The 18,738-nt window shown below is 35.3% G+C and carries 22 protein-coding genes, 1 tRNA gene and 1 pseudogene; 8 read left to right on the top strand and 16 right to left on the bottom strand.

From position 1 onward, the window contains the following. Together QZ138_RS05685 and QZ138_RS05680 are read left to right on the top strand one after the other, a co-directional pair. A pseudogene (locus tag QZ138_RS05685) lies at positions 1 to 283 on the top strand (V-type ATP synthase subunit B); the annotation flags it as partial. A 27-nt stretch (positions 284 to 310) separates the two neighbouring features. Next, positions 311 to 997 carry a V-type ATP synthase subunit D gene (locus QZ138_RS05680; protein WP_292604112.1) on the top strand — a complete coding sequence of 229 codons (687 nt, stop codon included), beginning with the start codon at positions 311 to 313 and terminating at the stop codon, positions 995 to 997. 257 nt (positions 998 to 1,254) lie between these two features. Here the strand turns inward: QZ138_RS05680 and QZ138_RS05675 are convergent, their stop codons facing one another. From QZ138_RS05675 to dnaG, 5 genes are all read right to left on the bottom strand, one after another. Continuing rightward, on the bottom strand, positions 1,255 to 2,400 hold the full coding sequence (locus QZ138_RS05675) for an ATP-grasp domain-containing protein (RefSeq protein WP_292887268.1): 1,146 nt from the start codon (positions 2,398 to 2,400) through the stop codon (positions 1,255 to 1,257). A gap of 68 nt (positions 2,401 to 2,468) precedes the next feature. After that, positions 2,469 to 2,540, bottom strand: a tRNA-Gln gene (locus QZ138_RS05670). A gap of 56 nt (positions 2,541 to 2,596) precedes the next feature. After that, a complete protein-coding gene (locus QZ138_RS05665; protein ID WP_292887265.1) occupies positions 2,597 to 2,968 on the bottom strand; it encodes a DUF1284 domain-containing protein in 372 nt (123 codons plus the stop codon). A gap of 66 nt (positions 2,969 to 3,034) precedes the next feature. Next, positions 3,035 to 3,637 carry a biotin transporter BioY gene (locus tag QZ138_RS05660; RefSeq protein WP_342765669.1) on the bottom strand — a complete coding sequence of 201 codons (603 nt, stop codon included), beginning with the start codon at positions 3,635 to 3,637 and terminating at the stop codon, positions 3,035 to 3,037. 59 nt (positions 3,638 to 3,696) lie between these two features. After that, entirely contained in the window at positions 3,697 to 4,944 is a 1,248-nt protein-coding gene (gene dnaG / locus QZ138_RS05655; RefSeq protein ID WP_292887260.1) for a DNA primase DnaG, read from the bottom strand. Positions 4,945 to 5,368: 424 nt separating this feature from the next. Between dnaG and QZ138_RS05650 the strand changes: the two genes are divergently transcribed. The 4 genes from QZ138_RS05650 to QZ138_RS05635 all read left to right on the top strand — a co-directional run bounded on the left by QZ138_RS05650 (position 5,369) and on the right by QZ138_RS05635 (position 8,018). Next, on the top strand, positions 5,369 to 6,106 hold the full coding sequence (locus tag QZ138_RS05650) for an RraA family protein (protein WP_292887257.1): 738 nt from the start codon (positions 5,369 to 5,371) through the stop codon (positions 6,104 to 6,106). Positions 6,107 to 6,216: 110 nt separating this feature from the next. Beyond that, positions 6,217 to 6,504: a Gar1/Naf1 family protein gene (locus tag QZ138_RS05645; protein WP_292604124.1), complete on the top strand. Its 288-nt coding sequence runs from the start codon at positions 6,217 to 6,219 to the stop codon at positions 6,502 to 6,504. A gap of 101 nt (positions 6,505 to 6,605) precedes the next feature. Continuing rightward, positions 6,606 to 7,475: a transcription initiation factor IIB gene (locus tag QZ138_RS05640; RefSeq protein ID WP_292887253.1), complete on the top strand. Its 870-nt coding sequence runs from the start codon at positions 6,606 to 6,608 to the stop codon at positions 7,473 to 7,475. Between the two features lie 66 nt (positions 7,476 to 7,541). Beyond that, the gene (locus tag QZ138_RS05635; RefSeq protein ID WP_292887251.1) at positions 7,542 to 8,018 is read left to right on the top strand and encodes a hypothetical protein; all 477 of its coding nucleotides are present in this window, start codon (positions 7,542 to 7,544) and stop codon (positions 8,016 to 8,018) included. Here QZ138_RS05635 and QZ138_RS05630 read toward each other — a convergent pair. The 3 genes from QZ138_RS05630 to QZ138_RS05620 form a co-directional block, all read right to left on the bottom strand. Beyond that, positions 8,015 to 9,922, bottom strand: a complete 1,908-nt coding sequence (locus QZ138_RS05630; RefSeq protein ID WP_292887248.1) for an MJ1255/VC2487 family glycosyltransferase — start codon at positions 9,920 to 9,922, stop codon at positions 8,015 to 8,017. The two genes, QZ138_RS05635 and QZ138_RS05630, sit on opposite strands and share 4 nt — an antisense overlap. A gap of 445 nt (positions 9,923 to 10,367) precedes the next feature. Next, on the bottom strand, positions 10,368 to 11,258 hold the full coding sequence (locus QZ138_RS05625) for a DMT family transporter (RefSeq protein WP_292887245.1): 891 nt from the start codon (positions 11,256 to 11,258) through the stop codon (positions 10,368 to 10,370). A gap of 4 nt (positions 11,259 to 11,262) precedes the next feature. Next, positions 11,263 to 12,342, bottom strand: a complete 1,080-nt coding sequence (locus QZ138_RS05620) for a hypothetical protein (protein WP_292887242.1) — start codon at positions 12,340 to 12,342, stop codon at positions 11,263 to 11,265. A gap of 41 nt (positions 12,343 to 12,383) precedes the next feature. Between QZ138_RS05620 and QZ138_RS05615 the strand changes: the two genes are divergently transcribed. Next, a complete protein-coding gene (locus QZ138_RS05615) occupies positions 12,384 to 13,193 on the top strand; it encodes a sulfite exporter TauE/SafE family protein (RefSeq protein ID WP_292887239.1) in 810 nt (269 codons plus the stop codon). A gap of 9 nt (positions 13,194 to 13,202) precedes the next feature. Next, positions 13,203 to 13,565, top strand: coding sequence for a tetratricopeptide repeat protein (locus QZ138_RS05610; protein WP_292887236.1), 363 nt, complete (start codon positions 13,203 to 13,205; stop codon positions 13,563 to 13,565). A gap of 14 nt (positions 13,566 to 13,579) precedes the next feature. Here QZ138_RS05610 and QZ138_RS05605 read toward each other — a convergent pair whose 3' ends face one another. The 8 genes from QZ138_RS05605 to QZ138_RS05570 form a co-directional block, all read right to left on the bottom strand. After that, the gene (locus QZ138_RS05605) at positions 13,580 to 13,783 is read right to left on the bottom strand and encodes a hypothetical protein (RefSeq protein WP_292887233.1); all 204 of its coding nucleotides are present in this window, start codon (positions 13,781 to 13,783) and stop codon (positions 13,580 to 13,582) included. Positions 13,784 to 13,805: 22 nt separating this feature from the next. Further along, the gene (locus QZ138_RS05600; RefSeq protein WP_292887231.1) at positions 13,806 to 14,645 is read right to left on the bottom strand and encodes a hypothetical protein; all 840 of its coding nucleotides are present in this window, start codon (positions 14,643 to 14,645) and stop codon (positions 13,806 to 13,808) included. A 1-nt stretch (position 14,646) separates the two neighbouring features. Continuing rightward, positions 14,647 to 14,970, bottom strand: a complete 324-nt coding sequence (locus QZ138_RS05595; RefSeq protein WP_292604143.1) for a YbjQ family protein — start codon at positions 14,968 to 14,970, stop codon at positions 14,647 to 14,649. Positions 14,971 to 14,977: 7 nt separating this feature from the next. Next, the gene (locus QZ138_RS05590) at positions 14,978 to 15,169 is read right to left on the bottom strand and encodes a DUF2116 family Zn-ribbon domain-containing protein (RefSeq protein ID WP_292887229.1); all 192 of its coding nucleotides are present in this window, start codon (positions 15,167 to 15,169) and stop codon (positions 14,978 to 14,980) included. A 12-nt stretch (positions 15,170 to 15,181) separates the two neighbouring features. After that, positions 15,182 to 15,970: a TatD family hydrolase gene (locus QZ138_RS05585; RefSeq protein ID WP_292887226.1), complete on the bottom strand. Its 789-nt coding sequence runs from the start codon at positions 15,968 to 15,970 to the stop codon at positions 15,182 to 15,184. An 8-nt stretch (positions 15,971 to 15,978) separates the two neighbouring features. Further along, complete coding sequence (gene pyrH / locus QZ138_RS05580; RefSeq protein WP_292604149.1) at positions 15,979 to 16,656, bottom strand: UMP kinase; 678 nt, start codon at positions 16,654 to 16,656, stop codon at positions 15,979 to 15,981. 120 nt (positions 16,657 to 16,776) lie between these two features. Continuing rightward, positions 16,777 to 17,460 carry an MIP family channel protein gene (locus QZ138_RS05575; RefSeq protein ID WP_292887223.1) on the bottom strand — a complete coding sequence of 228 codons (684 nt, stop codon included), beginning with the start codon at positions 17,458 to 17,460 and terminating at the stop codon, positions 16,777 to 16,779. A 20-nt stretch (positions 17,461 to 17,480) separates the two neighbouring features. Continuing rightward, positions 17,481 to 18,614: an adhesin gene (locus tag QZ138_RS05570; protein ID WP_292887220.1), complete on the bottom strand. Its 1,134-nt coding sequence runs from the start codon at positions 18,612 to 18,614 to the stop codon at positions 17,481 to 17,483. Positions 18,615 to 18,738 lie beyond the last annotated feature (124 nt).

The following is an 18,738-nucleotide window of genomic DNA, read 5'->3' as shown; positions in this document are numbered from 1 at the left end:
CAGTGGTGTATCTGACCAACTTTATTCTGCTTATGCAGAAGGTCGTGAATTAAGAGACCTCGTTGCGGTTGTAGGGGAAGAAGCACTTACTGAAAGGGACCAAAAGTTCTTAGAGTTTGCTCAAGCATTTGAAGATCAATTCATTACTCAAAGTAAAGATGAAGACAGAACTATCTTTGAAACTTTAGATCTCGGTTGGAGTTTACTTAAAATCTTACCTAAAGCAGAACTCAAAAGGGTTAAAGAAGAATTTATTGAACAATACCTTCCAAAAGATGACTAATCTCATTACAGCAATGTAGGTGATTAAATGGCACAAGATATTATAGATGGAATTAATCCAACTCGTATGGAGTTGTTATCCCTTAAAAATAGGACTAAACTAGCTGTTAAAGGGCATGGTTTACTTAAAGAAAAGAGGGATGCATTAATTAAAGAGTTTTTTGATATCTTGGATCGTGTCAAAGGTATTCGTGAAAATGCAGAATTAAGTCTTAAAGAAGCAAATGATGCTTTAGTAGAAGCTCAAATTGCTATGGGTGATTTAGCTGTTAAGAAGGCAGCTTTATCAGTCAAAGAATCAATTGATGTAGATATTACATCCAGAAGTGTAATGGGTGTTGCAGTACCGGTTACCAATGTCAAAATGGAAAAACGTTCCATCATTGACAGAGGTTACGGATTCTCCGACACAACCATACAGTTAGACGAAGCTGCAAAGAAATTTGAGGAATCCCTTAAGTATTTGATTGAACTTGGTGAAGTAGAAAAAACTATTTTCCTGCTGGCTGAGGAAATCGAAGCTACTAAACGTAGAGTAAATGCTTTAGAACATATTATGATTCCAAGATTCGAAAATACTGAAAAGTATATTGATATGAGACTCCAAGAAATGGAAAGGGAAAACTTTGTTAGATTGAAAATGATTAGATCAACAATTGAGAAAAATGAAAAAGCTGCTGCTGCAGCTGAAGCAGCTCAAAATGCAGAAGCTTAAATTTTTCTTAATTTTCTTCATTTTCTTTTATTTTTTATTATTTTTTAAATTCAAGGTTAAATTTTTAATTATTTCTAAAAATAGATTATTTTATTAAGTTACTGTAAAAATATTTTTTACTGGAAAAGGTGTAATAATGAGAAGAAATCCAATTGACCAATTTATGAAGGACCCAGACAATAAGGCTAAATTATTTATCTGGATGACTCGTGTAATGATAATTACTACTTTTTTAATAACAATTGGAGTAATAATTTTTATTTTGCATCTGGTTGGCTTCTTTTAGCTGACTTATCAACTATTTCACTGGTTAATTCTACTTTTTCATATAATTTTTCAAAATCGACATCACTGTCAATTATTGTAAGCAAGGGTTCATCCTTTTCGGTGATGGATCCGATATGTGGAAGGTCATAGATGTTATCCAAATCCATCGGACGGTATTTCATTCTTGTTGGTGAGTAAACTATTTTTTTATAGGTATAGCATTGTGCCTTTGGAATCTCCATGACTTCACCTTGGCATGCCCTGATGTGGGCTTCAAGCATGTTTATCCCAAATGTTTTTTCAACACATTCGAATGTTCCCTGCAGTCTCGGATTAATCTCTATGACATACAAACCATTTTTATTAAGGATATAATCCACACCATTAGATCCGATAAGATTATATTTATCGATTAAGCTTTCACTTGTATCTTTCAGTTCTTCATTGATGTTGCCGATGTCATCAACATCCCCCATTATTGATTTTTCCGTCAAGGGCAAAATGTTTCCCACATATATGAATGAATTTTCAACTCCAAAGTCATTCATCGTAAGCAATCTGGTGTTTGTAACTGTTTTTGTTTCATTTTCACTGGACAATACTGATGAACTTAGGTTGATTCCGGAGACATATTCCTGCAGGATGAATTCATTGTCACCAAATTCAATATCAAGTTCATTATTCAATAGGTTGACATCATACCCTCCACTTCCTTTAATCGGCTTTAAAATAAATTGAATGTCCGGATGATTCTTGTCTATTTCAAATGCTTCATCCATATCTGATGCATGAAAAGTCATGGGGGTTAAAAATTCATCTCTGATTTTTTTGTAGAATCTGAACTTGTCCTCAATGTCTCCCACATCATGGTTTCCCAAAATCTTCTTTCGGTCTTTTTTTGAAAAGTCACTTGGAGATACTCCTGAAATTGGAATTATATGGTCGACTTCATCAATGTAGTCCTTTGATATTTCCAGAATGCTTTTGCTGTTGAAGTTGTTTTCAAAGATTCCGCAGCTTTCACCGTCACTTTCCTGTAGAATGATCTTCTGATTTTTGATGGTGGGAGTGTCGGATGTTGAAAAATAGCTTGTGGAATAAATATCATAATCTAGCTTTAAAGCACTGTTAAGCATACTTCTTGTATCAATTCCAATAAGTAATAGCTTTTCCATAAAATATCAGTAAAAAAAGTTTATAAGAGTAGTCCCGAGCGGAGTCGAACCGCCGTCTCCGGGTCCAAAGCCTAGAAGGATTACCACTACCCTACGGGACTATATCTGTTGTACTGTATACAACATTTAATATATATTTATTATGTAGTATTTATACCTATCGGTTATTTGATAATTTTTGATAAAATAAGCATTTTTCGCTCCACTTGCAATCAAAACAGATTTTGGAAACACTTTCTTTCGTGGAGAATATTTCATCTATTTTTTCAAACAATTCAATGGAGTTACACTCTTTTGTGCCGTTAAGTTTTTTCAACACTTCCTCGTCCATTGACACTATTCTTTCGTTTTGAGTTTTGTCTTCACAAATGCCATCAACTAGATTTGGACATGATGAGCAGATGTCATCGGCACACTCACAAATAGAAACTGTTGTCTGGGGCAGTTTTCTTTCGGAATTTATTAAAATCATATTTTCAACAAAGCTTTCATCATAGCCGTAGCCCTGAAAACCCTTAAGACATAACAAGTGATGTCCTCTTAATTTAAGCTTCATTAAAATCAAAAAAAATAAAAAAAGAAGGTTATAAAAACCTTAGTCTTTTGGTAAAAATACTTTAGATACTGAAGCTGCACCTAATATTTTCACGATATCTCCAGCAATGAACGGAACAAGACCCATCATTAAAAGATCTACGATTCCGACTGGTGTACCCTGCATGCTTAAGAACAATGCAAGACCAGCTAAACCTGGAATATAGATTAATGCGAAGTTTGCAATTCCAATTGTCAGAGCCATTTTTTTGAAATTACGTGCATCAGCATATTTTTCGGTAATTAAACCTATAAAGTAGGATGCGATAACGAATCCAATAAGGAATCCTCCGGTTGAACCTAATAATACATCAAGTCCTCCGGTCATTCCTCCAAACCAAGGAATGAATGCAACACCTAAAACGATATAGAGGATTTGGCTTAAACATCCGTATTTCTTACCTAAGAATAAACCAGAACATAACACTGCAAAGGTTTGTGCAGTTATAGGAACTGGAGTCCATGGAAGCGGAATAATGATCTGTGCCATTATACCGGTTAAACATGCCATCATCAATGACATTAGTAGTTTAGTAGCTACACTAGCGTCCTGAATTCTTTCGAAAACATTTTTTCTAGTGCTGTAGTAACCATCGATATTAATATTCATATTTTACCTCCAATTTCCGATGTTTTAATTTTATAAGTATGAATTTATTCTTTTTAGTTTATAGTTATAATTTTCACGTTTTGTGGTTTTTTAACTATGTTCATGGATTTGAAAGCAACCAACTTCTTGATTCCTTTTTCAGATGCAACATCAACCATTCTTTGGGAAATTACTCCGTCGAATATGACTGTGTCGGCTGTTCCTTCAATATTTTTGATTTCTTCGTAGATATTTTCCACTTCAACCTCTTTGGTCATATTCAGTGCTTCATCAAGAATTGCTCCGCAGCCAGTTCCTTCAAATTCCTTTAACATGTCTTTCATTAGGGTGACTTCATCGTCTTCAACTTCAGGTTCCGGCTCTTTTACAGGTTTTTGCTTTTCATTGCGGTTGTATTTTTGATGTCTTCTGTTATGTCTGTTGTTTTCTTTTTTATGATTGTTGCTGTTGCCGGAATCGTTTAAGATATTTGTTGTGGCCAAAAACTGTGCTGTAGGAACTTTGTCCCTGAGTGCAACGAGAACTTCGTCCTTTTCAAGATCTTCCACTTCTTTTCCTTTAGGAGCACGTGTGATGTAGTCCACTTCACCGATTTGCAGGAGTTCTTTTAAGATAAGTTCTCCGCCTCTGTCACCGTCAACAAATGCTGTTGTGGTTCTTTTTTTACTTAACTCGCCGATAGAACGAGGTACGCTTACACCTTCAACAGCTACGGTATTTTTAATACCATATTTGAGTAAGTTCAATACGTCACTGCGTCCTTCCACAACAATAATCGCATCGGATGTGTGGATGCTTGGACCAGCAGGAAGACGGTCTTCACCGTATTCAGAGATTTCATGAACCCTCATGGCTTCCCTTACTTCTTCAATCATTCTCATGCTGGTAGGACCAACGCTTTCAACCATGTTTTTGTAAATTTCTTTTGCACGGTTAACGACTTGCTCCCTTTTGACTGCCCTTACATCTTCAACTTTTGTTGTGTGTATCTCTGCTTCACAAGGACCTACTCTGTTGATGGTTTCGAGTGATGCAGCGAGAATGGCGGTTTCAACTCTGTCCAAACTGGATGGAATTACGATTTCACCTTTTGCTCTTCCACTGTTGGAGTGGATGTTAACTTGGATTCTTCCTATTCTTCCAGTTCTTTGGAGTTCTCTTAAATCTAAATCATTACTAAGTAAACCTTCAGTTTGCCCAAAGACAGCACCGACAACGTCTGGTTTTTCAACGATACCGTTAGCGGTAATTTGGGCATGAATTAAATATTTTGTTGTTGTTAATTCTTCACCTTTTCCCATATTTAAGCCTCCTAAGCTTTTAATCGGGATAATTTATGTAATTGCTAAAAATACAAATTATTTTTAGGTGAAACTTGCATAAATTACACGATAATCTTGTCTTTCGACCTTTTATACACTAAAAAGAGTTAATACATTTTTGAGAAATTTACTATTGGGTATTACTTTTTATTTCTTAATTAATTTGGTTATTTGGTTTTATAACTTCATCATAACTTTTTATTTCCCTAATACTAAATTTTCTCCCTTTTTGATAAATTAATAATAATTAATAATAAATGAATAATGCATGTAAACTCTATGAGCATATAAATGATAAGTATTATTATAATACTACAATTAATATTTAGATTAAACTAATATATATAATCTATGAAATGTATTTTAATTATGTCTGATAAACTATTATGTAAGTGGTGAATTCATGTCAGTTACTCCAAAAGATTTATTAAATAAAAATAAGAATTTAAAAAAACGCGTTGATGTTAGTGAAATTGATTTAGAAGGCGTTTCAATAGATGATTTAAGATTTAACGGTAAAAATTATTCTAAACACATCAATTTGATGTCATTGCTTGAGAATGTTTCCGCATGTCAGGTCTCCGATGCATACAATGGAATCTCAAAAAGGCCTGGCACAATTCAAAATATAAAGCCGGTCAACAATCAGAAGGTTTTTGGATCCATTTTCACTGCTCAAACTGCCTCTGATGATTGGGGAACATCTGCCCTTGCCATAGACAGTGCCGGTGAAGGGGACATATTGTTTTTTAAGGTTGACTCAAACGACAAGGCCATTTGGGGAGAGCTCGCATCTACCTGTGCCCGTGACAATGGCATTAAGGCAACAGTTATTTATGGTTCTGTAAGGGACTTGGATGCCCTTTTATATATGGATTATCCGGTTTTTGCTTCTGACTTCTGTCCTAATGCAGGATCTGCCCTGGGTCTTGGCACTTTAAATGAAAGCATTGAGGTGGAAGGCACCACTATCAATCCAGGTGATTTCTTCATTGGCGATGAAAGTGGCATTGTCGTCATTCCTAAGGAACTGTTTTCAAAAACCATGGTTGCGGCATTGGGTGTTAAGGTTAAGGAATCAAAAATTATTGAAGACATTGGTGATGGGAAAACATTAGCCGAAATAGTTGGACTCAAATAGAAAAACATTTAAATAGAAATCAATATTTATATATAAATATATCGATAAGTTTATATATAACCTATTTCTAATTATATAAATGATACAGATTTGAGTTTAAGTTTGATTTTATGAAAGTTTTAGGAAAAAGTTTGCATATAGCAAACTCTGGAAAATTAATAGCGAGGTCCACCAAAACACCTTCACCCGGTGGGATTGTTTTTGACAGTAATAAAAACAAGATAGGTAAGGTCAGTTATGTTTTTGGACCTACAAAAGAACCATATGTCTCTATTCGTTTATTCAAATCAGCGAATAGGGATCGAATAGAAAAAAATTGTGGTGAAAAACTATTTGTATCAAAACCAAAATCCAAAAAACCTAGACGAAGGAGGATGAAACCACGACACAAAAAGTAAAAGAAGCTCCTAATGGACGTACAAGGCCCGTTGAAGACAAAAGAAATGAGGTTTATGATGATTCAAAACAAACCGAATGTCCAGAATGCGGTTCTAAGGAATTGATTGGTGATTATGAAAGAGCAGAAGTTGTATGTGCTCGTTGCGGATTAGTCATTGATGAAAACCTTGTAGACATGGGTCCAGAATGGAGAGCATTTGACCACGAACAAAGAGACAAACGTACAAGGGTTGGGGCACCAATCACCTACACTATTCACGATAAAGGTCTAAGTACCATGATTGACTGGAGAAACAAGGACATCTACGGTCGTGACATTCCTGCCAGAAACAGAGCTCAATGGTATAGGTTAAGGAAATGGCAAAGAAAAATCAGAATTTCCGGAGCTACTGAAAGGAATCTGGCATTTGCTTTAAGTGAGCTTGACCGTGACTCCTCAAGGCTTGGACTTCCAAGAAGTGTGAGGGAAGCCGCAAGTGTGGTCTACAGAAGTGCGGTAGACAATAAGCTAATCAGAGGAAGAAGCATTGAAGGTGTTGTAGCTGCTTCTTTATATGCTGCATGTAGACGCTGTAACGTGCCACGTACATTGGATGAAATCGCTGAAGTTTCTCGCGTAACCAAAAAGGAAGTTGGAAGGACCTACAGGTTCTTGACACGTGAATTGAATATCAAATTGCCGCCAACTTCACCGGTTGATTATGTACCAAGATTCGCATCCGAACTGGGACTTTCAGGTGAAGCACAATCCAAAGCCATTGAGATCATTGAAAAGGCAATGGAAAAAGGATTGACTTCAGGAAGGGGTCCTACAGGTGTAGCGGCAGCCGCATTATACATTGCATCAGTTTTGCTCGGTGAGAGGAAAACCCAAAGAGATGTGGCTGACATTGCGGGCGTTACTGAAGTAACCATCCGTAACAGGTACAAAGAATTAACAGAACAATTGGAAATGGGTGTAACTTTATAGTTGCCCAGGATTAATGAAGTGCTTACTTTATTAATCTATTTTTTACTTTTTTTTAGGTGTTTTATGATGAATAATAAATTCTCAATGATTTTAATTGCTATTGCAGTCATTCTCATTGTTGCAGGAGGATATCTGATTTTCACAAACCAGTCTGGTGGGGATGTAACTGAAAGTTCTTCGGACATTCCTTTAAAGACTCAGAATTTTAAACTTTTTGAAATCAATACTCCTGAAGGTTCAAATTTCACAATTAAAAATGAAGCTAATGGAATGAAATTTTACCAGAATAACGGAAGCTATTCTGAAAACCTTTCCGGCATTATAATTAACAAGGGATTGACAGATTCTTTGATAGGTGATAAGTCATTCACCATTTCAAATTCAAGTTCACAGCAGATTTACTCTTCTGATTTTAAAAATCGAACTGTATATAAATATGTGTCCAATCAGGGTGATGTTGATGTTATTCTGATGGGTAATGATTTGAATCTCTTAAAAGAAGTTTCACAAACTATTAAGATTAAAGATGTCAGCAATCTTTAATCATATTTTCTTTTTGAGTATCTTTCAATTCTATAAATTAATTCACGAACGACTCCATCATTATTTGTCTTTTTAACCTTTTCAAGCCTTTTCTGATATCTTGGAAGTCTTTTTAAAAAGTTATCTACTTTTTTAGCATTTAGTTTTTCGTGATATTCTCCATAACCTAATTTTTGAACATAAAATCCGTTCAATGTCTGTTCAAAGTTTCCAATGGCAGGCACTGAATAAATCGGTTTTCTGAGGTGTATCGCTTCTGAAATAAATGTAAATCCTCCATTGCAAATAACGGCTTTTGATGATGCCAGATCATCGTAAAATTCATCTTCATTGAACTCTTTATATGTTAAATTGCCGTCAATCTTATTTTTATTGAATCCATAAACAATGAACTGTTCGTCTTTTAGAGCTTTTAGTTTGCGGACAAGCTTAACGCTTTCCTTACTGGTTTGATAAACAATAACATGTTTTCCTTCTTTTGGCTCTAATTTAAGAATATCTTCACGTATGATTGGCGGATAAATGACCGCATTCTTTCTAGGTTTTATTTTTGGATAGAAAAAGCTGGTAAGTATATATACTTTTGGTTTAATCACATATGTTTTTATTACACCTTTTGCCTTAAGCATTTCTCCCAGATGGCTTTTGGGATAGTCAATTTTTGTTTGTGTAATCATATGGATATTATCCAGACTGATCAATGGGATTCCCCTTAGTTTTGCAACCATTGTGGCATATATTTCAAAATCAGTTACAATTACATCCGGCCTTAACTGCCTTGCTTTTTTATATAGATTTTCATATCCAACCTTTATATTTGTCGGATTTCTTCTTAGGGCATCAGCAAATGTTTGCAGGTCATTTACCTTATTGTTGATGTATACTGTATTGAATCCGCCTATTTCATAAACATTGTCGAATTTTGAATTCAGGTATTCGTATGCCCTGTCGCTTGAGAATATGTAAACGTCATATTTGTCCTTGATTCTGTCAACAATCACACTGCTTCTAATCGCATGCCCCATTCCTTCTCCGCAAACACAATAAAACACCACTTTTCTTTTTCTTCTGCGGTGCAGGGACTTTATCCCTGATCTGACATTTTGTATTTTGCCAATAGAATCATCATAGGTTTCCTTGATTTCATTTATTCTTTCAGTACTTTTTTCAAACCTTGATAAATCTGATGCGGTAATCTTTTCTTTTCCATGATCAAAATTGTAGTTCAGTTCATCGGCATCGGTTCTTTTTCCCAAAAAGTCATTAACGGTACTTTTTCCGTATTGCTGAATTAATGTGGTGAGTCCCTCTTCTTCAAGCCTTCTGGTTGAAACACCAATTTTAGCATTTCTAAGTACTCTAAATGGTTCTTTTTTGGCCAATCTTTCAATATAATCGGTATCTTCGCCGAAAGTTAGGGATTCATCAAAGCCTCCGCATTCATCATGAAGGTATTTTTTGGCAATTATTCCATAACATCCTGCACCATGCGGTTTAATTTTTTCAACACCTATCATAAAGTAATTTGCAAAATCATGGAATATTTTGTCTTCAACCTTGTTGGACATCGGTTTCATTTGGGTAATGGCTATTCCAAGCTTTTCCATTCTGAATTCATACAAAACATTTCTGAGGTAATCCTCTGTGAGCTGCAAATCGGAATCCAGGAATAATAAAATCTCTCCTTTAGCAACTTTTGCACCATTGTTTCTGCCTACTGCCGGAAGGCCTCCATCAACAACAACACATCCGTAATCTTTTGCAATTTCTCTGGTTTTGTCAGTTGAATTGGCATCAGCTACGATAACCTCGTAATCACTGAAGTCTTGCTCTTTAATGCTGTCCAAAAGAATTGGGAGGTATTCTTCCTCATTATAGGTAGGTATGATAATGCTGAAAATCATATGTTTAGATTTATTTTTAAATATTATAAATTTTTGTAATTTTAGGCTTTTTTTGTAATTTGGGCTGATTTTAATTATTTTCTTGAATGAAATTTTTTTCCAAGAATGATTAATTTCTGATTAAAAATCGATTTTTTTGAAAATTCTTTTTTGATGAAATTAAATTATATTTATCTTTTAATTTCATATATCCTAATTCATTATTTCGGGTTTCAGTTTCACTGAATGTTTCAAGTGTTTCATCTGATTTTACAGAATATTTTTTAATTACTGTATGAAAATTGTTTCCGAGTAAGTCAATATTTTTTATACATTTGAGGCGTATCATGATTTGTGATAAGGGTTTTATTTTTTAGGATTAAAAATTATGCAATTAGCTTAAATGGTGCTATTTTAGCGTATTTTTTAATTTAAAGCATTTACAGTTGAAATGCACCTCTCTCTGTCATGATGTTTTGTTGTCATCTTTACTTAACATCATCATTGCAATAATGGTTAATATGAATCCGCAAAACATTAGTGGTGTCGGGATTTCTGAATATATCAAAAATCCGAAAATCAGCGCTGCAAATGGTTCGGCTCCGGATAAAAATATTGAGGAGGTTCCCGAATCCATGTAATTCAGGCTGATTGTGGAGAATATGTATGGGAGTGCAAATGAAAATGTTGAGTGCAGGATTAGGAATATGATTGTCATCGCAGGATTGATGGAAACGAAGCCTGAAATTTCACCAAAGTCAGTGAAGGGAATCAAGGCTATTGAGATGAATATTATGGAATAGAATAATATTGTAAAGGTGTGCTTTCCGTTTTCAATGGACTTTTTGGAGGCCATAAGATAAACAGCCCAGAACAGTCCTGCACCGATGCCTGAAAGAATTCCGAATAATGGGAGGTTTCCCAGGTCGTTTTCCAAAATTCCTGTCATCAGCACGCATCCGGAAATTGCCAGAATCATGCATATCAATTTTTTTGATGTTATTTTCTCTCCAAAAATGAAATATGCAATGATTAAAACATAAATTGGTGCAATGGACAATAGAACTGCGGCCAGTGAAAGCGGAACAGTGTTCATGGAATGATTGTAGCACAGATTAAGTCCTATAATGCATAATGAACATACAAGAAACAGGGGAATGTCCTTCAATTCTATCTTGAAGAGATTTTTGTCAGTGGCAACAATTGCTATTAAAATAGGGACAATTGCTATTGAAAACCTCAAAAACAGCAAGGTTGTAGGTCCGATTCCGTTTTGAGTCAGTGTTCTTACGAATATTCCGCTTGACCCAAACATTATTCCGGCAAGGATAGGTAAAATTAAGTAGATTCTTCTCATCATCTCATTCCAGATAAGAGTATGCATTCCATGTAATGGTATAATATTCGCACGAATTGTTCAGCGGCACCTTCAAATCATTGATCAGTTCCATTTCGTTATAATCTGGGTCAATATGGCATGTGATCTTATTGGGAGTGGTTACATTGTCAATGACTTTTGCAGTGATGTTTCCCAAATCAATGTTTCCACTTGGATTTACAATATCCACTGTATAATAGTCCGGTTCTGCACCTGCAAAGGCTATTGTGAATCTTAAAAATATTACCAATAGTACAAAAAAGTAAATTCCAAAACGATTGAATATATATCGGATTTCAGAAAATCCACGGTTTCTATAGGCAGGCTGGATCAATTCATTTTCTTCAAGCAACTGTTCATCCCTTAAAACTTTTCCGACATTGTAGTTTAGGTAAAAACCGTTTCTATAAACGAGGAATAATCCCAGGATTCCAACATATGATGGGGTTGCAAACATTCCTCCGTCTATTATTCCGATAAACAGGCAGCTTGAAAAGAATGCCATTAGGAAGTTTGTAAACCATGGGCGTTTTTGCATGGAAAGTACTACGCTTGCAAACAACACGGGTATTAGCAAAACCACTAAAAATGAGAAACTTGGAACATATTGATATAGGCCAACGCCTGTGTTGATATTGCTTTGAATAAATGGTCCCATGATTTGAGTTATAAGTGCTCCTAAAATGGACTTTAAGAGGTGAGTATGCAATATGCTTGTGGAACTCATGCCGTTAGTCATAGAGCAAAAAACGGTGTTGATTCCAATGCCCATTTGCATTCTGAAAAGGACCTCTAAAATAATGCCTAAACTTAATAAGACTGTACCCAAAACGATTGAAATTTTCAGATACTTTGTTGTATCAATGTCTTTTTCAATCACTTGGGACAATATTAGGAACAAGCCTAAAAGGCCAAAGAATATTATGTCTTTTCCTTTTGAGGATCCCATTAAAAACTGATATGTAATGGGTCTTATAATCGGATTGAAAACGTCAGTTATGAATATGACTCCTGCAAATACTATAAGTATTAATCCGACTATGATAGTTTTATTAAGTTTCATTAACAATAATTTAATATTAATACTTTAAATAAATGATGTTTATGTTTCCAATTGAATATTTCATAGGATTAATCATAATAGGTATCTGTGCGGGTTTTGCATCAGGGCTTTTGGGGATAGGCGGAGGATTTCTAATCGTGCCTCTGCAATATTTTTTGCTGAAATACATTGGTGTTGAACCTGATTTGGCAATATTGATTTCATTCGGAACCAGTTTGGCCATTATCATTCCGACATCTTTGAGCGGAGCATATAGGCACACCCGAACAATGGATAATATTATCAAGCCGGGAATCCGATTGGGAATTTTTGGAATAATCGGAGGGGCATTAGGTGGTTTTGCTGCTTCAATGATTCCTTCAAGGGTATTGGAAATAATTTTTGGTCTTCTCTTGCTGTTCATAACTGTCAATAATGTCATCAACATTAACAAGGAAAGGGAAGATGCTAAAATACCGTTTAATTGGATTATGGCAGGAATAATTGGCCTTTTGGTTGGATTTTCATCAGGCCTTTTGGGTGTTGGTGGAGGAATCTTTTTAATAGCTATTCTGACAGCGCTTTTAGGATTTTCAATGATAGAGGCTATTGCAACATCATCAATCTTCATTAGCTTGACTGCTATTGGAGGATTTCTGTCCTATATGGTTTCGGGTTGGGGAGTCAGCACTTTTCCATATTCAATCGGTTATGTGAGTCTGATTAACTTTGCATTGATTGCATGTTTTTCAGTTCCGATGGCTTCTTTAGGTGCAAAGTATGCACACAGGGTGCCTCAAAAAAAGTTAAAGATTATATTTTCAGTATTGGTATTGTATATGGCATTGAAAATGCTTGGAATTCTTCCTTAAGGTGATAATATGAGTGAAAATCGAAAAGTTGGAGAAAATTTTGACAAAAAAGCTGCAGAGGATATTTTTGATAAGTTGAGAAATGTTGAAGGCAAGATAAAACCTAAAAGTGACGGTAAACTTAAAAGTATAGCTGATTTAATGAATGAAGCAAATTATCTCAAAGATTTGGGCAGATTTGATGAAGCGATTGGGCTGTATAAGCAGGTTATCTTTTCTTTACCTGATTCTCAAAAAGCTTATGAATCACTGATTGATATCTATCAAAAGCAGGGTGATGTTAACGGTGAAAAGAATATTCTGAAAGAGGCAATTGCCAATTGTAAAAATAATGAAGATTTTAAAAACAGGTTAAATGAAATAGAGGGGTAATTCCCTTCAATATCTCATTTTATGACCATTCGTATAATGAAACTTATGATAAACATAAGTATTGAGAAGTAAATTATGAATCGGCCATGCTTTTGGTATAGTGGGGTTTCCTTTTTGTAAAACACTAATACTGAACCATAAATCAATGCGATTATTGGGGAAATTACTGCAATGATATATCCTATAATAGGTATTGCTATTGTTCCTTCATTTTCCATTCTTTCACCTCATTTTTAATTTTCATAAGATTATATTAATTCCCATTCCTGTGGCGGTTATGTGGATACAGTCTCCGCCCCTTCCAATCAATCCGTACTGGATGTGTAAATCTAGAATCCCATTTCCTCCATGTGATTTAATCTCATTAGCTAATTTGATTAGACATTTGTCTTTTCCTTCTTTAATGTTGCATAAATGTTTTTTCTCTCTTTCATCATTTTTAAGCTGTATTTTGACTTTGTTTTCTATAATGACTTCACTTTGGTAAATGCCAAGAAGTTCATGGTCTCTGTCCTGCATATCAGTGCTTGTTAAAAAGTAAAAGTTCAATGAGTTTAGTCTCTCATTGCTTGCATTTTCATCATAATACAGTGACTCAATGGGGATTTCTGTTTCTTTAGTCTCCCATCTCACATGGCTTTTACCCTTCTTCAGGAATGCGGTAATTCTTTTGAAGACCCATGAGAAATTAGATACTACAGCCCCAATAACCACTAAAAGAATGTAATTTATAACTGTGGGGAATGCTGCCTGTAAAATTACAAGAATGGATCCTGCAGTTATCAGATTCATTCCTAATGTGTCATTTTTTAAAATGAAACTGTAAATTACAGTATCAATGAAAAGGATGAATGCACTAATTGCACCTAAATTTTTGCCAAGAATTCTATTGGCAACTATGGTTTCAGCATATCCTGCAGCCAGAGGTGCAAAAATCAGTCCCAGATTCCATCCGAAAATTGCAATATGGAAGTATAGGAAAACGCCATAAACTATAAGTCCGAAGCCAGTACCTATTCCTATACAGATTATAACTTTTGCAATATATTTAAAATCCACTTCATGGCCTTTAATTTTCATATTATTCAAATTTGACTGCGGTACCATAAGCGGTAACAAGTATTGTGTTTCCCATAGTGCCGCCTAAGTTATCGTATGAAATCTTGAGGCCTATGATTGCATTTGCACCCAGATTTTGAGCTTTTTCTGTCATGCTTTTAAATGCAAGATCACGGGCTTTTTCCAGTTCCTCTTCATATTTTGTGGTTCTTCCTCCCACAACATCACGAACACCAGAAAATATGTCCTTATAGATATTGGATCCGATAAGGGATTCGCCTGTAACCAATCCCTTATAATCAATAACTTTTTTATTTTCTAAGGTATTTGAGGATGTTAAAATCATAGTATCCCTATTTTATAAAGGTCAATACTGCCCAGATTATTAAAAATATTGCGATTACAACATATAATATTATTTGTGATCTTTTTCTTTGTCTTAGTCTTGCATCCCAGACTTTTTGACAATCCGGGGAGCATACGAGTTCATTTAAAGGTATTGGGGTTCCACAAATTGGACAATGTTTATGTGGGTCTACTGCCATATTATCATCTCCTTATATTTTGAAAAATTCTTTAGTATTTTTATTAACTTGATTAGCAAGCTCTTCTGCATCCATTCCCATGCAAAGGGAAATTGTTTCGAGGATGTGAGGCAAATATTTCGGTTCATTTCTGTTCTTTTTAGGTTTCACATCAAAATTTTTAGGTATTAAAAATGGTGCATCTGTTTCTATCATTAGTTTTTCAGGAGGAATAACGCTCACTGCCTCTTGCAGGTCTCTTCCTCTTTTCATGTCACAAATCCATCCGGTAACACCTATATAGCATCCTAAATCAATATAATTTTGTGCTTCTTGCTTGGTTCCTGTAAAACAGTGGACAACCGATTTTTCAATCACGCGGTCATGCCTTTTTAGGATATCATACAAATCTTGGTGGGCTTCTCTTTCATGTAGGAATAAAGGCATATCGGTTCTTTCAGCAACTTCTATTTGGGCTTCAAACCATTTTCTCTGCAAATCCTGCGGCGAAAAGTTTCTGTTATAGTCAAGTCCACATTCGCCAATAGCAACCACACAATCTTTTTTAGCTATCTTTTCAAGTTCAAACATTGTATGGCCATTGCAGGTTTTAGCATCATGAGGATGTACGCCTGATGTTGAAAATAAAGTTCCAGGGTATTGGGATGCATATTCTGCAGCCATTTGACTGGAATTCACATTGGTTCCAGTGATGATGAACTGTTTAACGCCTGCTTTTTTTGCTTCTTCGATGATTTCAACACGGTCTTTTCTAAAAGACTTGTGCATTAGGTTTAAGCCAATATCAACAAGATTATCCACTGAATCACCTATTCATTGATAATTTTGGTTCCTATATTTTCGCCATTGACTGCTTTAATGAGGTTTTCAGGTTCAAATCCATTGGTAATTACTGTTTCTAGGTTTGACCTTTTAATCATTTGAACAGCTGTTGTGTCGAAGAATTCATATGTTCCGGCCTTAACGTCTTTGCCGCTTAAAAATTCAAGAAGGGCTGTGGCGGTAATTTCCGGAACAAGTTCGGCATCATCAAACTTATTAGGGTCTTTTGTATACATTCCATCAACAGATGTTAAGTTGATGAGCTTGTCCGCCTGAATGTATTCTGCAAGTATTGCTGATACTGCATCGGTACTGTGTGCAGGTTCTGTTCCGCCCATGACAATGATTTTTCCGGTAGCTGAGAACTCTAAAGCTTCCTGGAAATTGTGGGGCACTCTTTGATAAGCTGCATCTCCAAGTGCTGAAAGCATCAGTTTTGCATTGATTCTGGTAACTTCAATTCCAATATCGTCACATTGTGCCTCTCCCGCACCCAAATCACGAACTACTCCAATATATTCTCTTGCAGGTTTTCCTCCACCTACAACAACATATAATTCATGTTCTTTGGATAAGTCCTTTAAAATGACGCTGTATTCTTGGAATTTTTTGCTGTCATATTCTTTAAGTAAAATTGATCCTCCAATTGCAACAACAATTTTCATATATTCACCTTATGTTATATTTTTCTTTAAAATATTATTTAAATTTTAATAAGATAAGCTTTTAAAATGTGTTAATTTAAAATGATTTGAAAAAATCTAAAAAAAGAAAAGGTTAGAGGATTATAAATCCTCTGAAGTTAATCCTTTGTATAGGAATCCTGCAATGACTGCACCGATTATTGGAGCTAAAATAAATACCCAAACCTGTTGTAAGGCTTGTCCACCAAGGAAAAGAGCTGGTGCCAAACTACGTGCAGGGTTTACAGAAGTACCTGTTAATGGAATGCCCATAATGTGTACAAATGCAAGTGTTAAACCGATTACGATACCTGCAACAGCACCATTTTCTGCCTTTTTAGTAACTCCAAGAACTGTGAATACAAATACAAAGGTTAAAATGATTTCAACGATTATTGCTCCTACTACATCAAGCCCTACACTTGATGCGGATCCAAATCCGTTTTGACCAAGTCCGGTTGCTGCATATCCTCCAAGCATTGGGGCGGAGTTGATGATTGCTGCCAATAGTGCAATACCGATAATTGCTCCGATACATTGGAATATGATATACATTACCAAGTCTTTTGAATCCATTCTTCCATCAATCCACATACCGATTGAAACGGCAGGGTTGATGTGGCATCCTGAAATGTCTCCGATAACATAAGCCATGGCTACAATTGATAAACCGAATGCCAATGCAATGCCGAGAGTGCCCAACATTGTTCCGGCTATGGCTGCACTTCCACAACCAAATAGAACAAGAACCATTGTTCCTATTAATTCTGCAATATACTTTCTCATAAATCTACCTCATTATTATTTTAAAATCTTCTTATACGCTTTAATAATAAATATGCCAAGAAAAGCACGAACAATATCAATATGAATGGGAATATGTGTAGTAATATTGAATCGTTGACTCTGTCAAAGTGATATTCGCTTTCAAAGCCCATATGGCTTACATCGGTATGGCTTTGTGTTATTTTTGCAAAGTTGTATACTAAGTCATAGTAGCTGATTTGTGCCCCTTCATATTCTATGGAATCCGGCGCCCTTCCGTTTTGATCCATGTACTCCCTGACTATTCCTCCCATCTTGAAATAGTCATAAACGGAGTATGTGTCTTTTGCCATAAAGGAAACTCCCATTGGGTTTTCCGGTTCGTCATAGGATTTTGGAATGTCCAATCCGTTTCCATTTAAGTATGAACTGGTTTGATATAAAAGTTGAGGAGCACTGTAATTACCATATGTTCCTTTCATTTCTTTATCGTCGCTTTTAATTAATTCCTGACTTGCCTTAGCCATCACTGATGGTTTGATTATATTGTGGGTAACCAATCCATCGCTTAATGTTTTTTCATTAGTTCCATGAGTGTTGATGATATCTACGATTTCCTGTGCGATTTGCTTGTTCATGTTTTCATCGTAATTGGATATGACACCATTATGAACATTATTTGGGAATTCTATTGCAGGCTGAACGTAAAATATTCCTGCATTTTTAAGGAAGGTTCCAGGGTCATGCATTCCTGCCAAAGATTCGTTTGAATAGTTATCATCCCAAGCTCTTCTTAAGAAATTTGTATGATTGTCTAAATCGTAATTTCCTATATTGACAAATACAATTTGTTTGTCAGAATTTACTGTTGAACTGGCTAATTGCAGATAATTTCCTGCATCCGAAGCAGCTAAATCGACACTCACGTCACTTGTCACTTCTATCGATCGCCATCCTTCTCCTGGTGCGGGAGATTGATTGTCAACAATAACCTGCAATTCTCCCCCACTCAATTCTTCAATATAGCTCTTTAATGAGTTTAATAGTTTTATGTCGCTGTCATGGTCTATAATATTATCGGATGTTATAAAAACGGTTTTTGCAGCACTGACATCCTGTATCACGGGAGATAATATTAGTATGGCCATAATCAGTATTGCTATTTCTTTTTTCATGTCTCTTTACCTTGATATTAAATATATATTTATATTTATTTCATCAATAAAATATTTTTCCCACTAATTTCAATATTGACTTTAAAACATTATTTTTCATTCTAAAAACAATTTTGCAGTCTTT

This window comes from Methanobrevibacter sp. UBA212, from assembly GCF_905233225.1.
In the GTDB taxonomy this organism is placed as follows: Archaea; Methanobacteriota; Methanobacteria; order Methanobacteriales; family Methanobacteriaceae; genus Methanocatella.
This window is presented reverse-complemented; position numbering and strand designations above follow the sequence as displayed.

Coding starts and splice junctions, on each gene's coding strand:
- QZ138_RS05680 (WP_292604112.1), top strand. CDS start 311: ATGGCACAAGATATTATAGATGGAATTAATCCAACTCGTATGGAGTTG.
- QZ138_RS05675 (WP_292887268.1), bottom strand. CDS start 2,400: ATGCTTAACAGTGCTTTAAAGCTAGATTATGATATTTATTCCACAAGC.
- dnaG (WP_292887260.1), bottom strand. CDS start 4,944: ATGGGAAAAGGTGAAGAATTAACAACAACAAAATATTTAATTCATGCC.
- QZ138_RS05650 (WP_292887257.1), top strand. CDS start 5,369: ATGTCAGTTACTCCAAAAGATTTATTAAATAAAAATAAGAATTTAAAA.
- QZ138_RS05645 (WP_292604124.1), top strand. CDS start 6,217: ATGAAAGTTTTAGGAAAAAGTTTGCATATAGCAAACTCTGGAAAATTA.
- QZ138_RS05635 (WP_292887251.1), top strand. CDS start 7,542: ATGAATAATAAATTCTCAATGATTTTAATTGCTATTGCAGTCATTCTC.
- QZ138_RS05630 (WP_292887248.1), bottom strand. CDS start 9,922: ATGATTTTCAGCATTATCATACCTACCTATAATGAGGAAGAATACCTC.
- QZ138_RS05625 (WP_292887245.1), bottom strand. CDS start 11,258: ATGAGAAGAATCTACTTAATTTTACCTATCCTTGCCGGAATAATGTTT.
- QZ138_RS05620 (WP_292887242.1), bottom strand. CDS start 12,342: ATGAAACTTAATAAAACTATCATAGTCGGATTAATACTTATAGTATTT.
- QZ138_RS05615 (WP_292887239.1), top strand. CDS start 12,384: ATGTTTCCAATTGAATATTTCATAGGATTAATCATAATAGGTATCTGT.
- QZ138_RS05610 (WP_292887236.1), top strand. CDS start 13,203: ATGAGTGAAAATCGAAAAGTTGGAGAAAATTTTGACAAAAAAGCTGCA.
- QZ138_RS05605 (WP_292887233.1), bottom strand. CDS start 13,783: ATGGAAAATGAAGGAACAATAGCAATACCTATTATAGGATATATCATT.
- QZ138_RS05600 (WP_292887231.1), bottom strand. CDS start 14,645: ATGAAAATTAAAGGCCATGAAGTGGATTTTAAATATATTGCAAAAGTT.
- QZ138_RS05595 (WP_292604143.1), bottom strand. CDS start 14,970: ATGATTTTAACATCCTCAAATACCTTAGAAAATAAAAAAGTTATTGAT.
- QZ138_RS05590 (WP_292887229.1), bottom strand. CDS start 15,169: ATGGCAGTAGACCCACATAAACATTGTCCAATTTGTGGAACCCCAATA.
- pyrH (WP_292604149.1), bottom strand. CDS start 16,656: ATGAAAATTGTTGTTGCAATTGGAGGATCAATTTTACTTAAAGAATAT.
- QZ138_RS05575 (WP_292887223.1), bottom strand. CDS start 17,460: ATGAGAAAGTATATTGCAGAATTAATAGGAACAATGGTTCTTGTTCTA.
- QZ138_RS05570 (WP_292887220.1), bottom strand. CDS start 18,614: ATGAAAAAAGAAATAGCAATACTGATTATGGCCATACTAATATTATCT.